This window comes from Paenibacillus sp. Mc5Re-14, from assembly GCF_001049835.1.
In the GTDB taxonomy this organism is placed as follows: domain Bacteria; phylum Bacillota; class Bacilli; order Paenibacillales; family Paenibacillaceae; genus Paenibacillus; species Paenibacillus polymyxa_C.
On the sequence record NZ_CVPD01000001.1, the window covers coordinates 5,101,272 to 5,116,347 of the forward strand.

15 protein-coding genes and 1 pseudogene are annotated in these 15,076 nt (G+C 39.9%); 10 read left to right on the top strand and 6 right to left on the bottom strand.

What is annotated here, in order from left to right:
* Window positions 1-57 precede the first annotated feature (57 nt).
* The gene (locus tag BN1546_RS23205; RefSeq protein WP_007430683.1) at window positions 58-471 is read left to right on the top strand and encodes a MerR family transcriptional regulator; all 414 of its coding nucleotides are present in this window, start codon (window positions 58-60) and stop codon (window positions 469-471) included.
* A 115-nt stretch (window positions 472-586) separates the two neighbouring features.
* On the top strand, window positions 587-1,915 hold the full coding sequence (glnA, locus tag BN1546_RS23210; protein WP_013371539.1) for a type I glutamate--ammonia ligase: 1,329 nt from the start codon (window positions 587-589) through the stop codon (window positions 1,913-1,915).
* 419 nt (window positions 1,916-2,334) lie between these two features.
* Here the strand turns inward: glnA and BN1546_RS23215 are convergent, their stop codons facing one another.
* A complete protein-coding gene (locus BN1546_RS23215) occupies window positions 2,335-2,556 on the bottom strand; it encodes a DUF6199 family natural product biosynthesis protein (protein WP_090738912.1) in 222 nt (73 codons plus the stop codon).
* 1,163 nt (window positions 2,557-3,719) lie between these two features.
* Here BN1546_RS23215 and BN1546_RS28545 point away from each other — a divergent pair.
* From BN1546_RS28545 to BN1546_RS23240, 4 genes and pseudogenes are all read left to right on the top strand, one after another.
* Window positions 3,720-4,070, top strand: a pseudogene (locus tag BN1546_RS28545) (hypothetical protein); the annotation flags it as partial.
* Between the two features lie 159 nt (window positions 4,071-4,229).
* On the top strand, window positions 4,230-5,147 hold the full coding sequence (locus BN1546_RS23230) for a prenyltransferase/squalene oxidase repeat-containing protein (RefSeq protein WP_090738913.1): 918 nt from the start codon (window positions 4,230-4,232) through the stop codon (window positions 5,145-5,147).
* Window positions 5,148-5,420: 273 nt separating this feature from the next.
* Window positions 5,421-5,684, top strand: coding sequence for a hypothetical protein (locus BN1546_RS23235; protein WP_013371533.1), 264 nt, complete (start codon window positions 5,421-5,423; stop codon window positions 5,682-5,684).
* Window positions 5,685-5,952: 268 nt separating this feature from the next.
* Window positions 5,953-6,771, top strand: coding sequence for an alpha/beta fold hydrolase (locus BN1546_RS23240; protein ID WP_090738914.1), 819 nt, complete (start codon window positions 5,953-5,955; stop codon window positions 6,769-6,771).
* 582 nt (window positions 6,772-7,353) lie between these two features.
* Here BN1546_RS23240 and BN1546_RS23245 read toward each other — a convergent pair.
* Window positions 7,354-7,812 carry a hypothetical protein gene (locus BN1546_RS23245; protein ID WP_255305513.1) on the bottom strand — a complete coding sequence of 153 codons (459 nt, stop codon included), beginning with the start codon at window positions 7,810-7,812 and terminating at the stop codon, window positions 7,354-7,356.
* Window positions 7,813-7,958: 146 nt separating this feature from the next.
* Window positions 7,959-9,446 carry a ribosomal protection-like ABC-F family protein gene (abc-f, locus tag BN1546_RS23250; protein WP_058829665.1) on the bottom strand — a complete coding sequence of 496 codons (1,488 nt, stop codon included), beginning with the start codon at window positions 9,444-9,446 and terminating at the stop codon, window positions 7,959-7,961.
* A gap of 466 nt (window positions 9,447-9,912) precedes the next feature.
* Here abc-f and BN1546_RS23255 point away from each other — a divergent pair, with 466 nt between their 5' ends.
* Window positions 9,913-10,317 carry a hypothetical protein gene (locus tag BN1546_RS23255; protein WP_090738915.1) on the top strand — a complete coding sequence of 135 codons (405 nt, stop codon included), beginning with the start codon at window positions 9,913-9,915 and terminating at the stop codon, window positions 10,315-10,317.
* The gene (locus tag BN1546_RS23260; protein WP_090738916.1) at window positions 10,289-10,573 is read left to right on the top strand and encodes a stalk domain-containing protein; all 285 of its coding nucleotides are present in this window, start codon (window positions 10,289-10,291) and stop codon (window positions 10,571-10,573) included. Before BN1546_RS23255 ends, BN1546_RS23260 begins: the two co-directional genes overlap by 29 nt.
* Before the next feature lie 183 nt (window positions 10,574-10,756).
* On the opposite strand, the gene BN1546_RS23265 is transcribed toward BN1546_RS23260, so the two are convergent.
* The 3 genes from BN1546_RS23265 to BN1546_RS23275 all read right to left on the bottom strand — a co-directional run bounded on the left by BN1546_RS23265 (window position 10,757) and on the right by BN1546_RS23275 (window position 13,020).
* Window positions 10,757-11,212 (bottom strand): AraC family transcriptional regulator, encoded by a 456-nt coding sequence (locus BN1546_RS23265; RefSeq protein ID WP_090738917.1) that lies wholly within the window; start codon window positions 11,210-11,212, stop codon window positions 10,757-10,759.
* A gap of 187 nt (window positions 11,213-11,399) precedes the next feature.
* Complete coding sequence (locus BN1546_RS23270; protein WP_090738918.1) at window positions 11,400-12,038, bottom strand: hypothetical protein; 639 nt, start codon at window positions 12,036-12,038, stop codon at window positions 11,400-11,402.
* Window positions 12,039-12,456: 418 nt separating this feature from the next.
* Entirely contained in the window at window positions 12,457-13,020 is a 564-nt protein-coding gene (locus tag BN1546_RS23275) for a hypothetical protein (RefSeq protein WP_255305585.1), read from the bottom strand.
* Between the two features lie 243 nt (window positions 13,021-13,263).
* Here BN1546_RS23275 and BN1546_RS23280 point away from each other — a divergent pair, with 243 nt between their 5' ends.
* Together BN1546_RS23280 and BN1546_RS23285 are read left to right on the top strand one after the other, a co-directional pair.
* A complete protein-coding gene (locus BN1546_RS23280) occupies window positions 13,264-14,679 on the top strand; it encodes a helix-turn-helix domain-containing protein (RefSeq protein ID WP_090738919.1) in 1,416 nt (471 codons plus the stop codon).
* Between the two features lie 151 nt (window positions 14,680-14,830).
* Window positions 14,831-15,064, top strand: coding sequence for a hypothetical protein (locus BN1546_RS23285; protein WP_090738920.1), 234 nt, complete (start codon window positions 14,831-14,833; stop codon window positions 15,062-15,064).
* Window positions 15,065-15,076: the final 12 nt, after the last annotated feature.

A 15,076-nucleotide genomic window follows, 5' to 3' on the forward strand; every position in this document is an offset into this window, starting at 1 on the left:
TGCATCAGCTAAATGTACAATAAGGTGAATAATAGATCACTGGAAGGTTGATGACAAATGGGCGACGAAATTCGCAGAAATATGGCCTTGTTTCCAATAGGTATTGTCATGAAGCTAACGGACTTGTCAGCACGTCAGATTCGTTATTATGAGCAGCATAATTTGATAGTTCCTGCCCGTACATCAGGTAACCAACGACTTTTTTCATTTAATGACGTAGAGCGTCTGCTCGAAATTAAGGCGTTGATCGAGAAGGGTGTAAACATTGCAGGAATTAAACAAGTCATGAATCCGGTTACCAAGGAATCGGAGGAAGCTACAGTTATTACTGCAGATACGGAAGTCAAACGCCGTGAAATGTCCGACACTCAGCTTCATCGTTTGTTGAAGCAACAACTTGTTGCAGGCAAAAGACCAGGACAGGTATCTTTGATCCAAGGCGAATTATCACGGTTTTTCAACAAAAGATAATGCTGTGGCTTACCTTTTGGCATAAGTTTATTCTACTTAAAAACGCTCTCATCATTTAAGTCATTTATGATACAGCCGATTTGCATATAGTCGTTACAGAAAGGGAGAGGTTAGTGTGAGTTATACCAGAGAAGATATCATTAGGATTGCGAAAGAAGAAAATGTTCGTTTTATTCGTTTGCAGTTTACCGATTTGCTGGGCACCATTAAGAACGTTGAAATTCCTGTTAGCCAGCTGGAAAAAGCATTGGATAACAAAATGATGTTTGACGGTTCTTCCATAGAAGGCTATGTACGTATCGAAGAATCTGACATGTACTTATATCCAGATTTGGACACTTGGGTTGTATTCCCATGGGTAACCTCAGATCGTGTAGCTCGTTTGATCTGCGATATTTACAAGCCAGACGGCTCTCCATTTGCAGGTGACCCGCGGGGGATCTTGAAACGTGTACTTAAGGAAGCCGAAGAAATGGGATACACTTCGATGAATGTCGGACCAGAACCTGAATTCTTCTTGTTCAAAACCGATGAAAAAGGCGATCCAACCACAGAACTGAATGACCAAGGCGGATATTTTGACCTGGCTCCAATGGATCTGGGTGAGAACTGCCGTCGTGAAATTGTTCTTAAGCTTGAAGAGATGGGCTTCGAAATTGAAGCATCCCACCATGAGGTCGCACCTGGTCAGCATGAGATTGACTTTAAATATGCAGATGCAGTTAAAGCTGCCGATCAGATTCAAACGTTCAAGCTCGTTGTTAAGACCATTGCTCGTCAGCATGGTTTGCATGCAACCTTTATGCCAAAACCTTTGTTCGGCGTGAATGGTTCCGGTATGCACTGCAACCAATCGTTGTTTAAGGACAATGAAAATGTATTTTATGATGAGACGGATGAACTCGGATTAAGCCAGACAGCTCGCCACTATATGGCAGGTATTCTTAAACATGCACGTGCAATGGCAGCGATCACGAATCCAACAGTAAATTCCTACAAACGTCTCGTACCAGGTTATGAAGCGCCTTGTTATGTTGCTTGGTCTGCAAGCAATCGGAGTCCGATGATTCGGATCCCCGCATCTCGTGGCCTGAGCACTCGCGTCGAAGTTCGGAACCCTGACCCGGCAGCGAATCCTTATCTAGCCTTGGCTGTAATGCTGAGGGCAGGTTTGGATGGTATCAAACGTCAGATGGCTTTGCCAGCCCCAATCGATCGCAACATCTACGTGATGTCCGAGGAAGAGCGAATTGAAGAAGGCATTCCTAGTCTGCCTGCAGACCTGAAAGAAGCTCTGTCTGAGCTTATTCGGAGCGAGGTGATCTCTGACGCACTGGGTGATCATGCTCTGGCTTACTTCTATGAGCTTAAGGAAATTGAATGGGATATGTACAGAACCCAAGTACATCAATGGGAACGTGATCAATATCTGACGCTTTACTAAAATGTGGAATCCCTTGGCGCTCTAAGCGTTGAGGGATTTTTTTGTTTGAGGATAATGCTTCATTTTCTTGGACTACGCAGTACTCCCCACAATTTCCCCACAAAAAATTATTGAATTAGGTTTTAAATAGTTAGAAGCGGACACGGTGTAAAGATAAATGCCTTGTGCATGTTCGATCCATGCCATGAGCAGATACATACAAATCAATGAAGGAACTTCTTCAATTCTGTATAGAGACCTATAGGGATAGCTACGGAAAATGCTTTTGGTTTCATAAAGTAGACTGGGAAGAATACAAACGCCAGCAGGGCGCGAAGAAGTGTTTAGAAACAAAAAAAGAAAAGTATGAAATCTATGAAGCTAGTTATGGAACTGCTACTACATTCGCTGGTCGAGCTTTGAAGTTTAAGGAAGTGCGCTTACAGGAAGATAACCAAAAGTCCACATGCTAAGAAGAAGAACCCAAAGAGAATAGATACAGAGCCCCTAAATTTCATGTCATCAATGTAAGCGTCGCTTGGTTCTGAGTCACCTTTGATTTTCCAGGCTTCGTTTGCACGCCATCCCCAAGTGGGTTTCCGTTTACTTAAAATACCAAGCGCGAAAAAAATAATAGCAATAAGAATAAACATAATTCCCATTTGATCACCCGCTTTAAGTAAATTATACCAAAAAATGAACGACAGATAGAAATTATTGTCTCCAAGAGCAGATGAAACAAAAATAAGAGGGCTTTGTTCTCCATGTTACGGTGAATTTTAATCCGAGTAGGCAACAGCATTAAAACTTTCTATTCCTATTCGGGTAGCATCTGCTGTGCAAAATATATATAAGGTATATACCAATTCATTTGATGGTGGTAGAGGGATATTGTAATCAGAAGCATTGATAGTGACGACTTGTACAGCGTTTGGGTTTGTTTCGGAGACACTCACAGAGTAAAGGGCATTCCGTTACATCTAAACCAAGCTCCGCGATGGTACCAGCAGTATTGGCTGGCAAGGGAATTGAGATCGTATTACCGTAACTTGCGTTTTGAGATGTTCGAGCATCTAACAATCTAGTCATGTCCTCATCTCCTTTTTGATAGTTTATGCAGAACATATTCATTGTTGAGGGCAGTAAGGATATATCATATTTTTGCTCATAGGGAATAAAGAAAGAGAAAACAGCCTTATACAATGTCTGTCGAAGCATCGTTGTAATGATGCCAGATGCAGAGGTTTCTTCCTCATTAAAAATGTTGATTTAGATTTTAAAAATACTCCTACGGATGAAAGAAGAGGCGTGTACGCATTCGAACAGTGTACTTACAGTAATGCGGAAAGGGATTTTTAATTGTATATGACTGTAAAATGCCTTTTGATGCTGCAAAGAGTGGATGGAGCCGAGACGGCGGATGAGTGTGGAAAAACATATAAATGAGATGTGGAGCAACAACCATTCTGTAGTGGAAGGATTGATCCAGACCCACCACAGCAGCCAGATATAGAAATGGGGTATAGAGATTTCAACAAGTGGCTAAGGGCTAGAACGATGATTTAATCGCCGTTGAAACCCTTATGCAACAAAAGGATAACGAGATAGCCAGGCTCAAGAAGTCTGTTGAAGGTCTACGGTTATCACGACAATAAAAGGTCAAAGTGTGTGCAACCTGAATATGAGCTCAGCTATTACAGCCTAAAAGAACAGAAGAGTATAAGCGATTCCGTGGAGCGTGGCCGCTCATGACCATAAGCTGATTGGATGATGGCTCACCCTTGGGTGGCATTCTGGATGTGGATAGCTCTAAAGAGTAACAGGTCATTACAAGTTCTATCTCCTCATTACAAACAATATCCGTTTTGCAATCTCTAACATTAGAGATGTGCATGAAAGGCTTGCTGCAAAGCTTTTGTATCTAAAAGCTCAACAGTATATGAGCAGAGTATAAAAAAGGTATTCATGGCATATCAGCCACAACATTCGCTGACAAAAGACGCAAGGTCATAGAAAATTTAGCAAAAAGTCTGTCAACCGAACATTGGATTTTGTGATGATCGACTATGGTCGGGGGCGAAACCAAGAAGGAGAAATTGGACTTAGGATGCCAGAAGCAAAGGGCTTAAGCCTTTGCGGTCTTTATTATAGGTGTCAGAAGAAAATAAAGTTCTAGACTGAAAAATAAAGTAATATTCTGACGATGCCTCATTAAGCTAACGGGCAGGATAGTTTAATAACATATCGAATTTTTTAAGAGTGGAAGGGTATACCAGATGAGGCGTTGCTTAACTAAAGCGTGAAGTAGAGATAATCAAAAAAAGGAGATATCCAGATGGAAACAAATCGAAATATTCGTTTAGCAATCGAAGAGTCTATACAGTTCCTTGAATCTACTCCGCATTTGGGGATGACTCACGGCGAGTGCAGCCGTCGAAAATGGGATGGAGCTTGGTGGCATATGGCTGCTCTTTATGAAATGGGAGAGGTGAAACTAATTCCCGAGTCTGCTATTATAGGAGCAAAATATTTACTCGAAACTCAGGTTTGGCCCACCTTCATCATATCCCCCGATGACCATCCAACAAGTGAAAGTGATAAGATGAAGATGGATTGCTGCCATTGTGAACTTGCCGTATACTATATGATTCTAATGGCGTATGGCTGTAATTTGGACAAGGAACTTCCTTGGATTCGCGAATGGCTCTTAAAGCATCAGTTACCTGATGGAGGGCTGAACTGCGACCCTGAAGCTTATACTCATTCTAAAAAAAGCTCTATTGTTTCGACACTTCCTCCGCTTGAAGCTATCTTATGGCATACAGACCGTGAATTTACTGAACAGGAAGTCGTTTTCTTAGATGAAGGCGCACGTTATTTAATTGAGCATCGTCTTGTATGTTCTAAACAAAATAAAAGCGTCATCGATATGGAATGGCTGAAGCCTTGCTTTCCGAGGTTTTTTGAATATGATATATTACGTGGCATGTCTTTCTTGGCAGAATGGTCCCGACGTAGGAACAAAACGCTGCCGGTCGGGCTGCTTATTGAAGGATTGGAACGATTGAACATCTTCAGGGAAACAGAAGGCTTGCGAATCGGTAGACAAGTCTTTGATCCACAAGGCCCGTGGGGTGGGCAATCCTTTCACTTGTTAGAAGCAGTGGCTGGCATTGGTGACGTTTCGCCTTATCTAACCAGACAGTTGGATCGAATTATCAAACGATTGGGACCGGAGTATACCTATGCATAAAGACTTCCTTTAGAAGGGAGCTCATGGTGAAACAGGAACGGACCAGGATGAGGAAGGTTTAGAGGGGAAAGTTGCAAATTTCAAATATGTAAAATGATTGTCTAAACACTGATTGAAGGCGTAAAACGGGAAGAATAGTTATAAATATGTTAAAATAAGGGCGAATAAATTCAGAGGTGATTTAATGTTCAATCCGAAGATCTTCTTCTATTAGTTGTGTCTAAGGTCATGGCTTCAAATGCCAAAATCTAACCCGGCACAACGGGGATGAAGATGTTTACACGGGAAGAGATTCAATCCTGGGAAGATGAGAAACAGCGTAGTCTGGAGATCAATAATAAGCCCAAAGATCCAAGAAAAGAGAAGCTTAAGGATTTCCGTAAAGGAATCAAGAGTGTTCATTACAACAAAGAATGTAAAGTAGCAAGAAAAGATGATTATCGGCTGTATAGAACAAAAATGAAACGACTGATGCGTAGTGAGGAATACGAGATCCTACACAGTTACAAACGAACGAGCGGTTGGATTACTTGGTAAATGGGGTAGCCCTTGAATGAACTCATCCTATTGTTGAAGTGACTAGCAGTAGGGCAGTTCATGAGGGGCTGCTTTTTTCATTGAAGTAACGGGCAGGTTAGTTTAACTCCGAAAACAAGAATAGGGAACAAGTGTTCTTTACATATATTATATATGCGTATATAATCAAAACGAAACGGAAAGGAGATCTGGTTTGCTTGATAAAACATGTAGATTCTTCTTTAGTGTAAGAATATTATAATAATAACTCAATTTTGGAGGAGTCTGTATGCCATATTGTAAAGTCAAGAATGCCAATATATATTACGAGGAAATTGGTAAAGGCAAACCAATTATAATGATCCATGGTTTTACACCAGACCATCGGTTAATGAGCGGGTGCATGGAACCGATATTTGAAGATAATTCCAATTGGCGTCGTATCTATCTTGACCTGCCTGGAATGGGACAAACAAAGGATTACGATCAAATATGTAATTCAGATGATATGCTAGAAACAGTTATAAATTTTATTGAAACTCTTGTCCCAAACCAAGATTATCTCATAGCAGGCGAATCATACGGTGGATATATTACAAGAGGAATAATTAATAGACATAAAGATCGTATTGGTGGGGCTGCACTGATTTGTCCATTAATTATTCCTGAACACAAAAGAAGAATACTTCCCGAGCATTTTGTTGTTCATTGTGATCGCGAGTTTATGGACACCTTAAGTGAAGAGCAAATAAGCGATTTTAGCGCAAATCAAGTCGTCCTCAATGAATATAATTGGAAAAGGTATTCAGAAGAGATCGTGTCAGGTTGTAAGATCGCTGACTTTGATTTTCTTAACAAGATTCAAAGAAACTATGGATTTTCCACCAATATAGATGAATTAGTTTTCGATAAACCAACAGTATTTACTCTTGGGCGACAAGATGCAGTTGTTGGTTACATAGATGCTTTTAGAATTTTAGACAATTATCCTAGAGCAACCTTTGCCGTTCTAGATCGAGCAGGCCATAATCTTCAGATTGAACAGACTCTATTATTTGAGTCACTTATGCGTGAGTGGCTTGAAAGAGTAACAGAGTTGGGATTTTAGTTGTATATTATTGCATTGAACTAACGGGATACGTTAGTTCAATGCAATAGCGACAGTCAAGGACCCTATTTCCTCGTCTTAGTTGTCGCTGTTTCAATTTCTAAGGTCAGTCTAATACTTTGGCTTCTTCTGACATTAGGAACTATGATTTTTTATCCTGAAATTTGTTACTTTATTCATAGTGTTGAGGCATCCTTTTCAATGGGGGTGTCGTTTTCCACACGGTGAGTTACGGAAATTGCCGGGGCTGTTTCGCGACTGGACCTGCATGGCAAGCGCAACGTTTTTGCGGATTATTCTAAAGTAATCATGAATTGTACAGAGGGGAATGTGCTTAATGAAAATAGGATATGAGCGATGGACGGTGATTTAAAGAAAGCTCTGGATGAGCTTGAAGCCTTACGTGGTACAGTTTCAGGGTCTTGTCTCTTTGAGAGTGATCTGATATAGGCTGCATCAAAACACAAGCGTAATTGCTTGTGTTTTTTTATTGTTTCTTATCCGTTGAAAGAAGGATGAGCAATATTAAGAAAGTGAGCAAAAGCAGCATTAAAGAGTGTTCTGCCCACCTAATACGAATAACTAAATTTTCTTAGCTATTTCTTCTTTGTTTAATTTTACTTTTCCGGAAGCCCATAAATAACCAGCCTCATAGATTACGTTCGCATAAATAGATACGAATAAATCTTTCTCCATATCTGTATATAAGTTTTCTACACTCTTAAGCAAATACAAATTCAACTCACTCAATATTTTTTCTTTCAATTGAGGGATTACCAAACTTATATTACTTTGGCGACATTGTAATCTCGGTTGCTGGTAAAAGTCACAAACAACTAAAACAAGTTGGCTTATACTTTCTTGATCAAATTTTATTGATCCAATTGTCCGTTTTGCAATAGCATTTGAAGCGGAATTTCCTAAAATGGACAGTGAGAGTAGAGTAGAGTAGAAGAAGCAAAACCCACTGTAAAATAATATAAGCTTCTTAGTCTTAGTGAGATAACTTAAACTGTCTTCAATAAAAACATCGGCAGCCATGGACGAAAAAATAAAATCCTAGACTGCCGATGTTCGATTGAACTATCGTGTGCCTTTAGTTCAATCTTTTTCCTTTTCATAAAAGTTGTTGAACAAAGCTTTCTATCGTTGAAATCATGTCTTAATCCAATTCAATTTGTAAAATTCTAATCCCCACCGAGTTCAATCGTTTTCGTGGCGACCCGGTCATGAAATTCCCGATCATGCTCTACGAATACAATGGTGGGCGTGTATTCAAGCAGCAGCTCCTCAATTTGCATCCGGGAAATCACGTCGACAAAGTTGAGCGGTTCGTCCCAAATATGCAGATGAGCCTCCTCACATAGGCTTCTCGCGATCAGAACTTTCTTCTTCTGCCCGCCGCTAAACGCCGATATATCCTTCTCAAACTGGATGCGGGCGAAATCTAGCTTACGCAACACGGCTTTAAATAAGCTTTCGTCAATTCTGTGCTCTGCTGCATAATCGGAAAGCGTACCTCGCAAATGAGAAGTATTCTGGGATACATAGGAAACGCGAAGCTGCGGATCCCGTTGAAACGTACCTGTATAGTATAGCTCCTCAGCGTTGAGCAGGTGAAGCAAGCTAGACTTACCTGAACCATTTGGACCTGAGATTGCAATCCGATCTCCTGGTTCAATCGTCAGACTAACGTTCTTGCATACTGCCCTTTCCCCGTAGTAAATCGTAACATGATCCAGTATCGCCAATTCCGATTTGGGATACACGAGCTGAGAGATCGCAAGGCTTTCTGACTGTTCGATATTTCGGAGCAGTTTCGATTTTTCCTCTAAAGCAGTGTGTTGCCGCTGTTCGATGGATTTTGAGCGTTTCATCATTTTGGCTGCCTTATGTCCGACGTACCCCTTATCAAGTTTGGAACCGGAATTTCGTGTGCCGTTTTTCGATTTTTCGGTCTCGAAAGACCAGCTACTAGTACGTTTAGCGGAAGCTGATAAACGCTGTATGTCTTTGTACAGCTTTTCGTTTTGTGCCATTTCGAATGTATCCTGGCGAGTTTTGTTCGTCCACCAGCTGGAGAAGTTGCCTTTTTGGATTTCAATATTCGTTTTGTTGATCGACAGAATATGATCCACGCAGCGGTCGAGAAAAGCACGGTCGTGTGAAACAAGAATAAAACCACGCTTCGTATTCAGATAATCGGCGACAAGCTTGCGTGCGTGCAAATCGAGATGATTGGTCGGCTCGTCGATGAGCAGAAATCGATTGTCTTGGATGAATAGCACAGCCAGCAATACCTTCGTCTGTTCTCCTTGGGACAGCGATTCGAATGGTCGGTACAACACGTCTTCTGAAACCTTAAGCAGGTTCAGTTCACGCATCAGCTTCCAGTTCTCATAGGTTGGCACGATCTCTTCGACGACATCTAAAGTCAAATACTCCGGATGTTCGACGGGAAACGGAAAATAATCAAAGGCGACTGGTGTGGATATCGTACCGCTGTATTCGTACTTCCCCTGCAGCAGGTTTAAGAACGTCGTTTTACCCCGACCGTTTCGTCCTGTAAAGCCCAACTTCCAGTCTGTATCAATTTGAAAATGAACATTTTCGAATATAGGATCATAGCTGCCTGGATAGGCAAAAGTAAGATTGGTTACCTGAATGGCGGGCATGGCAATCATCCTTTCGTTTGGAAATAAAAAAGAGCCGCAAGAAAGGTGCTTTCTTGCGGCTCTAATCCATACGAGGAAATAAGACCCCATTACAAGGGGGCCATATGACTGTCCGGAGAGGGAGCGCAAACGAAACGCAGACCTTTCTTGCAGAGACGAAATAAAACAACCCTAGCCAATTGCTGAGTCCGTTCTTTTCGTGATCTCGAAGCAAGAAAGTTCTACATGTATCCGTTCAACTCCCATCATCAAATTACAACAAGTTTATCACAATAGTAATTTAACTACAACCTGCGTTAGTTTCATTTAGGATGAAGCCTCGTGTAGGTCGACATGCTCCTTAGATTGATTACTGTTATTCAACTATCTTCTGCATATCATTGCTTCGCAACCAGCACGCCGGAAAGAAATACTTAAAGGTTTGGATATAGGATAGGAAATGCATTAGCAGCGATACGGGCCCAAGATGATTATTAGAGCCAGTAAGTTAATTGGTAATGAGATAGAGGGCGATATTATTACAGGTGCCTTATTCTGTACAGCAAAAGAGGGTAGGCGTATTTTTGGGGACTTGAATTCATTTCATGTAGATAATATGGGTGGGGGATATATTAAATCTACGGATGATATGGTTTATTTTCAAAATGAGGTTAATTTTACTGAAGCTACTGTAAGTGGGCTTAAGCTCGGAATTGAAGATTTTATTGAAAATCTCGGGGAAACAATCAGAGAGTTGAGAAACGATGTTGCTTCATTAAGAGGTGATATGTACGATGATGTAATTGTGAACGCTACATTTGATCCATCATCAAGAAATAAAGAGGGTTTTAGGGGAATACAATATGAGCGTAAATGGAAGAACATTGTTTGAAAACGCTATTGCCGTCGATGGTACAGCGTATGTACCTTTGCGCCCGATTTCAGAATCTTTGGGGACGAACCTAGCGGTGAAGGGGGAAACTATTGAAATTACAACAGGAACCCCTTCTTCATATGTGGTTGTTGAAGAGCAGTCACAAGCAATGGCTTTGAAGAATAACCCATATACCAATTGGTCCAAGGAACTAATTGTAAAGCACTTTTTTGTCACGGTGACGCTTTTTTCAATGCGCTCAATAAGTTTTTGATCGTCGCCTGCCGCACCTATTCTTCTATCGATGTAATTCAATGACTTTTCAGATTTTGTAATATCATTATTAAGTATTTCGATCAATTCCTCCACAGTCCCAAGCCCTCTTAAACAGAGGGCTTTTACTTTTATAAGAGGGATTAGTATTAGACTGCCTTTAATAATAGGTATCTTAACACGTTTATTGAATCGGAACGCAAATTTCGCAACGATGATTATTAATAAGTTCAATTGTATAGCGCTCCAAGATAGGTTTGGTTTCATCTAATCTGAACTTTTGGTTTTCCAACTCTAGAAATATTTCGCCCCAAGCCTTTTGAACAGCTTCTGCTGTATGATTTATCTTAAAAACAGCGTATCTTCCTCCACTAATATTGCTTAGACTTACTTCATCAGTATTAACACAGTAACCATCAGGAATAACCAAACATGCATCGTAGCGACAATTTTCCGGCTTCACAAATGCAGGATTATCTTGGGCAATGCCGAGGATAATAGACTTATTATTAAATAATTTATTCGATTCAACCCAGTATTTAAATTTCTCCATTAGTTGTGAATTTGCAATTCCATACGGACCAATCTGTCTCATGTATGCAATTCTACAAGACGGTATTTTTTCAATTTCAGCCTTCATATTTTCTTCTCTTTCTTTTTAAAGTACATCGATGTCTGAAACCATCTTATAATGCTTTAAAATGATAAACAACTCCATTTTAAAAATAATCAAATTAGTGTCTAATACCCAAAGAGCAGACTTATGTGCCTGCTCAACGATGTGTGATATTAAACTGCTGTGTCCCGATAGCTTAAACAAGTCTTACTTATAGAGACTCGATTCCCCATTCTTTATATAAGTCGTTAAGTTCATGCGATGTCTTTGTAACAAAACTCTTAACCACATCTACCTTTAAATAAATTGGGGTTATCTGGGGTTCATTGTTCTTATTACGTAGCCATTGTAGTTTTATATCTCGGTACTGATTTACTTCAATTTGTGTTAACAATGGTTCAATACTATAGGCATTTCCTACATAGAGCTTGTTGAGAACATCTTCTGCCCATTCTTCTCTTTTGATTAAATTAAATTCTACTTGGTTTGCTTCCATAGTATAGATTTTTCTTATTTCATCTTTTTCTCCTTGATACTCACGTTCAAAATTCGAATAGACTGTTTCCGTCCATCTTATGTCCGCATAGATATGGGCAAAATACCCTAGTATGTAATCTGTCCAGTTAGTCTCAACATTAAGGTTTAAATAATACTGGCATCTTTCCTTAAGTACCTCACTACTAGGGAATCTATCTTCACAAACAAAATGTGTAATACCCTTTTCGCTTCTTGTCACATCTCCCCTTACATGGACAGCATCTGGAGCAATACTCCCAATTAAGAAACTAGAAGATGGAGTACGCGAGCAAAGTTCTAAAGCTATAGCAAAATGGACCATTGGATAAGGCATTCTTTAGAACCTCCTAAGTTAAGACAGTCGAATAGTTATAATGTAGCTATACGCCAATATATTACAAAATATTGAAACTGGGCATATTTGAAAATAGCTAGTCATTTTCTTTACCTTTATATTCTATAATTCGTTGAAGAGAAATATGAATTGCCCTGAGATAACTTACTATGGTTATAAAACCGATCACTAAAATAATTATGAGTAGATCCATAGGTAACTCGCTCCTAACTCAAACAGAAGATTTGGTCATCCTCCATATTACCATAATTGGAACTTTACTTCCTGTTAGCTTAAAGATGTATAGTCACTCTACAACCTTATTTTTGCTGAGCAATATTTCTGTTTAAAATCCGCAGCATTAATACACAAATGACCCGTAAGTGGGTCACTTTTTTCAAAGTGTCCATCTTACGGGTCACAGTTCAAATTGGTCGGCGGGGCTTTTGTTAGACACTGAGTATGGCAACATTGAATACATAAAGCGCCTTGGATTTATCTCCAAGACGCTCCCCTGCTTGTAGTAACGGTTAGTTAATGTCTCCTGTGTACGACCAGTAGTACCCCAAGCTTCACCTTCAACTTTGTTACCGTTGGCTCTGAATTGAATTAAGTATTTACCTGAAGGCATCCCATTAGGGAATGAATTAACGCTAGTCCACGTTAATGTGTCTCCTTTGCCAACAGTTTTATAGACATATTCTTCCCCGTTACCCTGCAAGCTCCAAGTGAGATTTGATGTTCCTTCATTCTTCACTTTAATCTTTACATGTCCATAACCTTTCTCAACAGTTAAGTCCATCGTCGGACTTGTCCCACCAAGAACCGAATGTACCTCTTGACCAGTTTTTTGGATAACTATACCTCCATGATCCTTCGATACTTTAATCCCCGTAACTGGTGCGGCAGAAGCAACCAGCGGAGCTACTGCCGTAAGAGCCAATATACCTGTAAGAATGATTGCTGTGTTTTTAAACCTCATCAAAAACCGTCCTCCCGAATGGTATAATTTGTACTACTGACCAGTCATAGCGCATAAAAAGGAATAAAATGTACTTTTATATTAACAAAATGGTAAAAAATATTAATATTCGAAAATGCATATTTCATTTGAATATTGCATGACAAATATTTCAAAACTTATTGACAACTGTTAAATTATCGACAACAATAGATTGCAATAATATAAAAGTTTTGGAATTTCTGTATGAAGGGTGGATATGACATGAAGCATACACCTACGATTCGAGCAGAATTAGACAGATATTTAGAACAAAAGGGTTTGAGCTTAGCGCAATTTGGACAACTTGCAGGCATGAATAGGGGAATAATAAGTGCTATTGTGTCAGGGAATAAGTCTATGTCTATTAACCAGCTTGATCTAATTACTGAGGCTATGTGCTTACCAGAAGGTCACTTTTATGATCTGTTTATAGAAAACTACATTATTGATCATCCTCCAAATATGAGGCGAATCGAGCCGTTTTTGTATCGCTGTGCGGAGTTGGACAAGTTGGATGCAATCCGTCGAGTGGTGGGAGCCATCATGGACAATCTCCTGTATTCACCCAAGCTATTTGAAATTGCAGAAGAATTATTGTCCCAGGGAAAAAATGCGGCTGCATTGTTGCTCTATGAGGGGGTAGCTGAAGCGGAAAAATATCAACATTCCGAACGTTTGGCTGTTTGTCAATATCGTATATTTACGATTCAAGTTGGAGACGACCAAAGCAAAAATCTTAGTGCAGCTACGATTTTTGAAGTTTTTGTTGAGCGTCTTGATGAAATAGACCAACTTGACGCATTGAAGGACTTAGCTAACGTGTACAGGTCTTTGCGTAAATGGGACAAGGTAGACGAAATGGCAAGGCAAATGAGAGCTAAAGCGGAAATCCAGTATAGTTTAAAACACCAAGAGAAACGTGAGTTACGAGATATTGAAAAGAGAACAAGAGGTCCGCTATTTGGATACATTGCTTATGCTGACCTGTTATATGCTAGTGTTTGTGAAGCCCGGGGCGATTATCAGCAAGCTCTACAATATACATACGCCTATGCGGATTTAGAATGGGTTAAAGAGACCGACGAGGATACAAGACACTGGGTAAACTTGTTCAGTCAGTGGGCAGAAGGCAATATATATGTAAATAAGCTTCTGTCTGGAGATGTTGGCGTACTGCCAGACTATGTTGAATATATTGCAGCAACATCAAACGCTAACGAGAATGAGAAGCTCTCAAAGCTGCTGAACATTATGATAGCGGCTAATAGATATCAAATAAATGTGGATGATGTCCTCTCGCGTTTTGAAATGGACATTCATTCCTTTGCTAAATTACCGACTGTTGCTGATATGTACACTCAACAAGTAATACCAGACTATTTCGCATGGTTTGGTTTCGAGATGGCTCATTATTATTTACATCGAGGAAAGTACACTGATGGCTTTAAATTTTTGATGAATGCAATGGTAAAGTCACATATAATAAATAATGAAACATACTTTATAAACTGTATAGGCCTATTTATGCGTTTCCAGGACCATGCGGCTCCTGCAATTCAAACGGAGTTTTCCGATCTAATTGAAAAGGTGTGGTTGAGTAATGTTAAAGAAAATAACACTGTCAATCATTTCGAGTAGTTTTTTGTTTTTTTTGACCGTACCTGGTATTCAAATTCTTGTACAGATTGGTGGATTCTAAAAAAGGCTCTGCTAACCTCAGGTTGGCAGAGCTTTCTTTAGTGCTGGAATTACCATACATACGGCAGAATAACTATTTGAAGTGATCAGTATGAACCATACATATAAAGTGTTAAAGTCGGATATAGAGTTGTTTGCAGCTGCCTTAAATCAGGTAAGAGTATATGTTGTTCAGCCGTTGGGTGAGGATTTGATAGATATCGTGGACTACGGCGGACCGGTCGAAAAATACACACCGGAGTCGATCAAGATTAACGGATCTTATTTCTTCCGTAATCAGTTTGAATTTAGAGTAGATGTGAAAAAAGACTCCGCTGGTATGTAACCAGTATGGAGT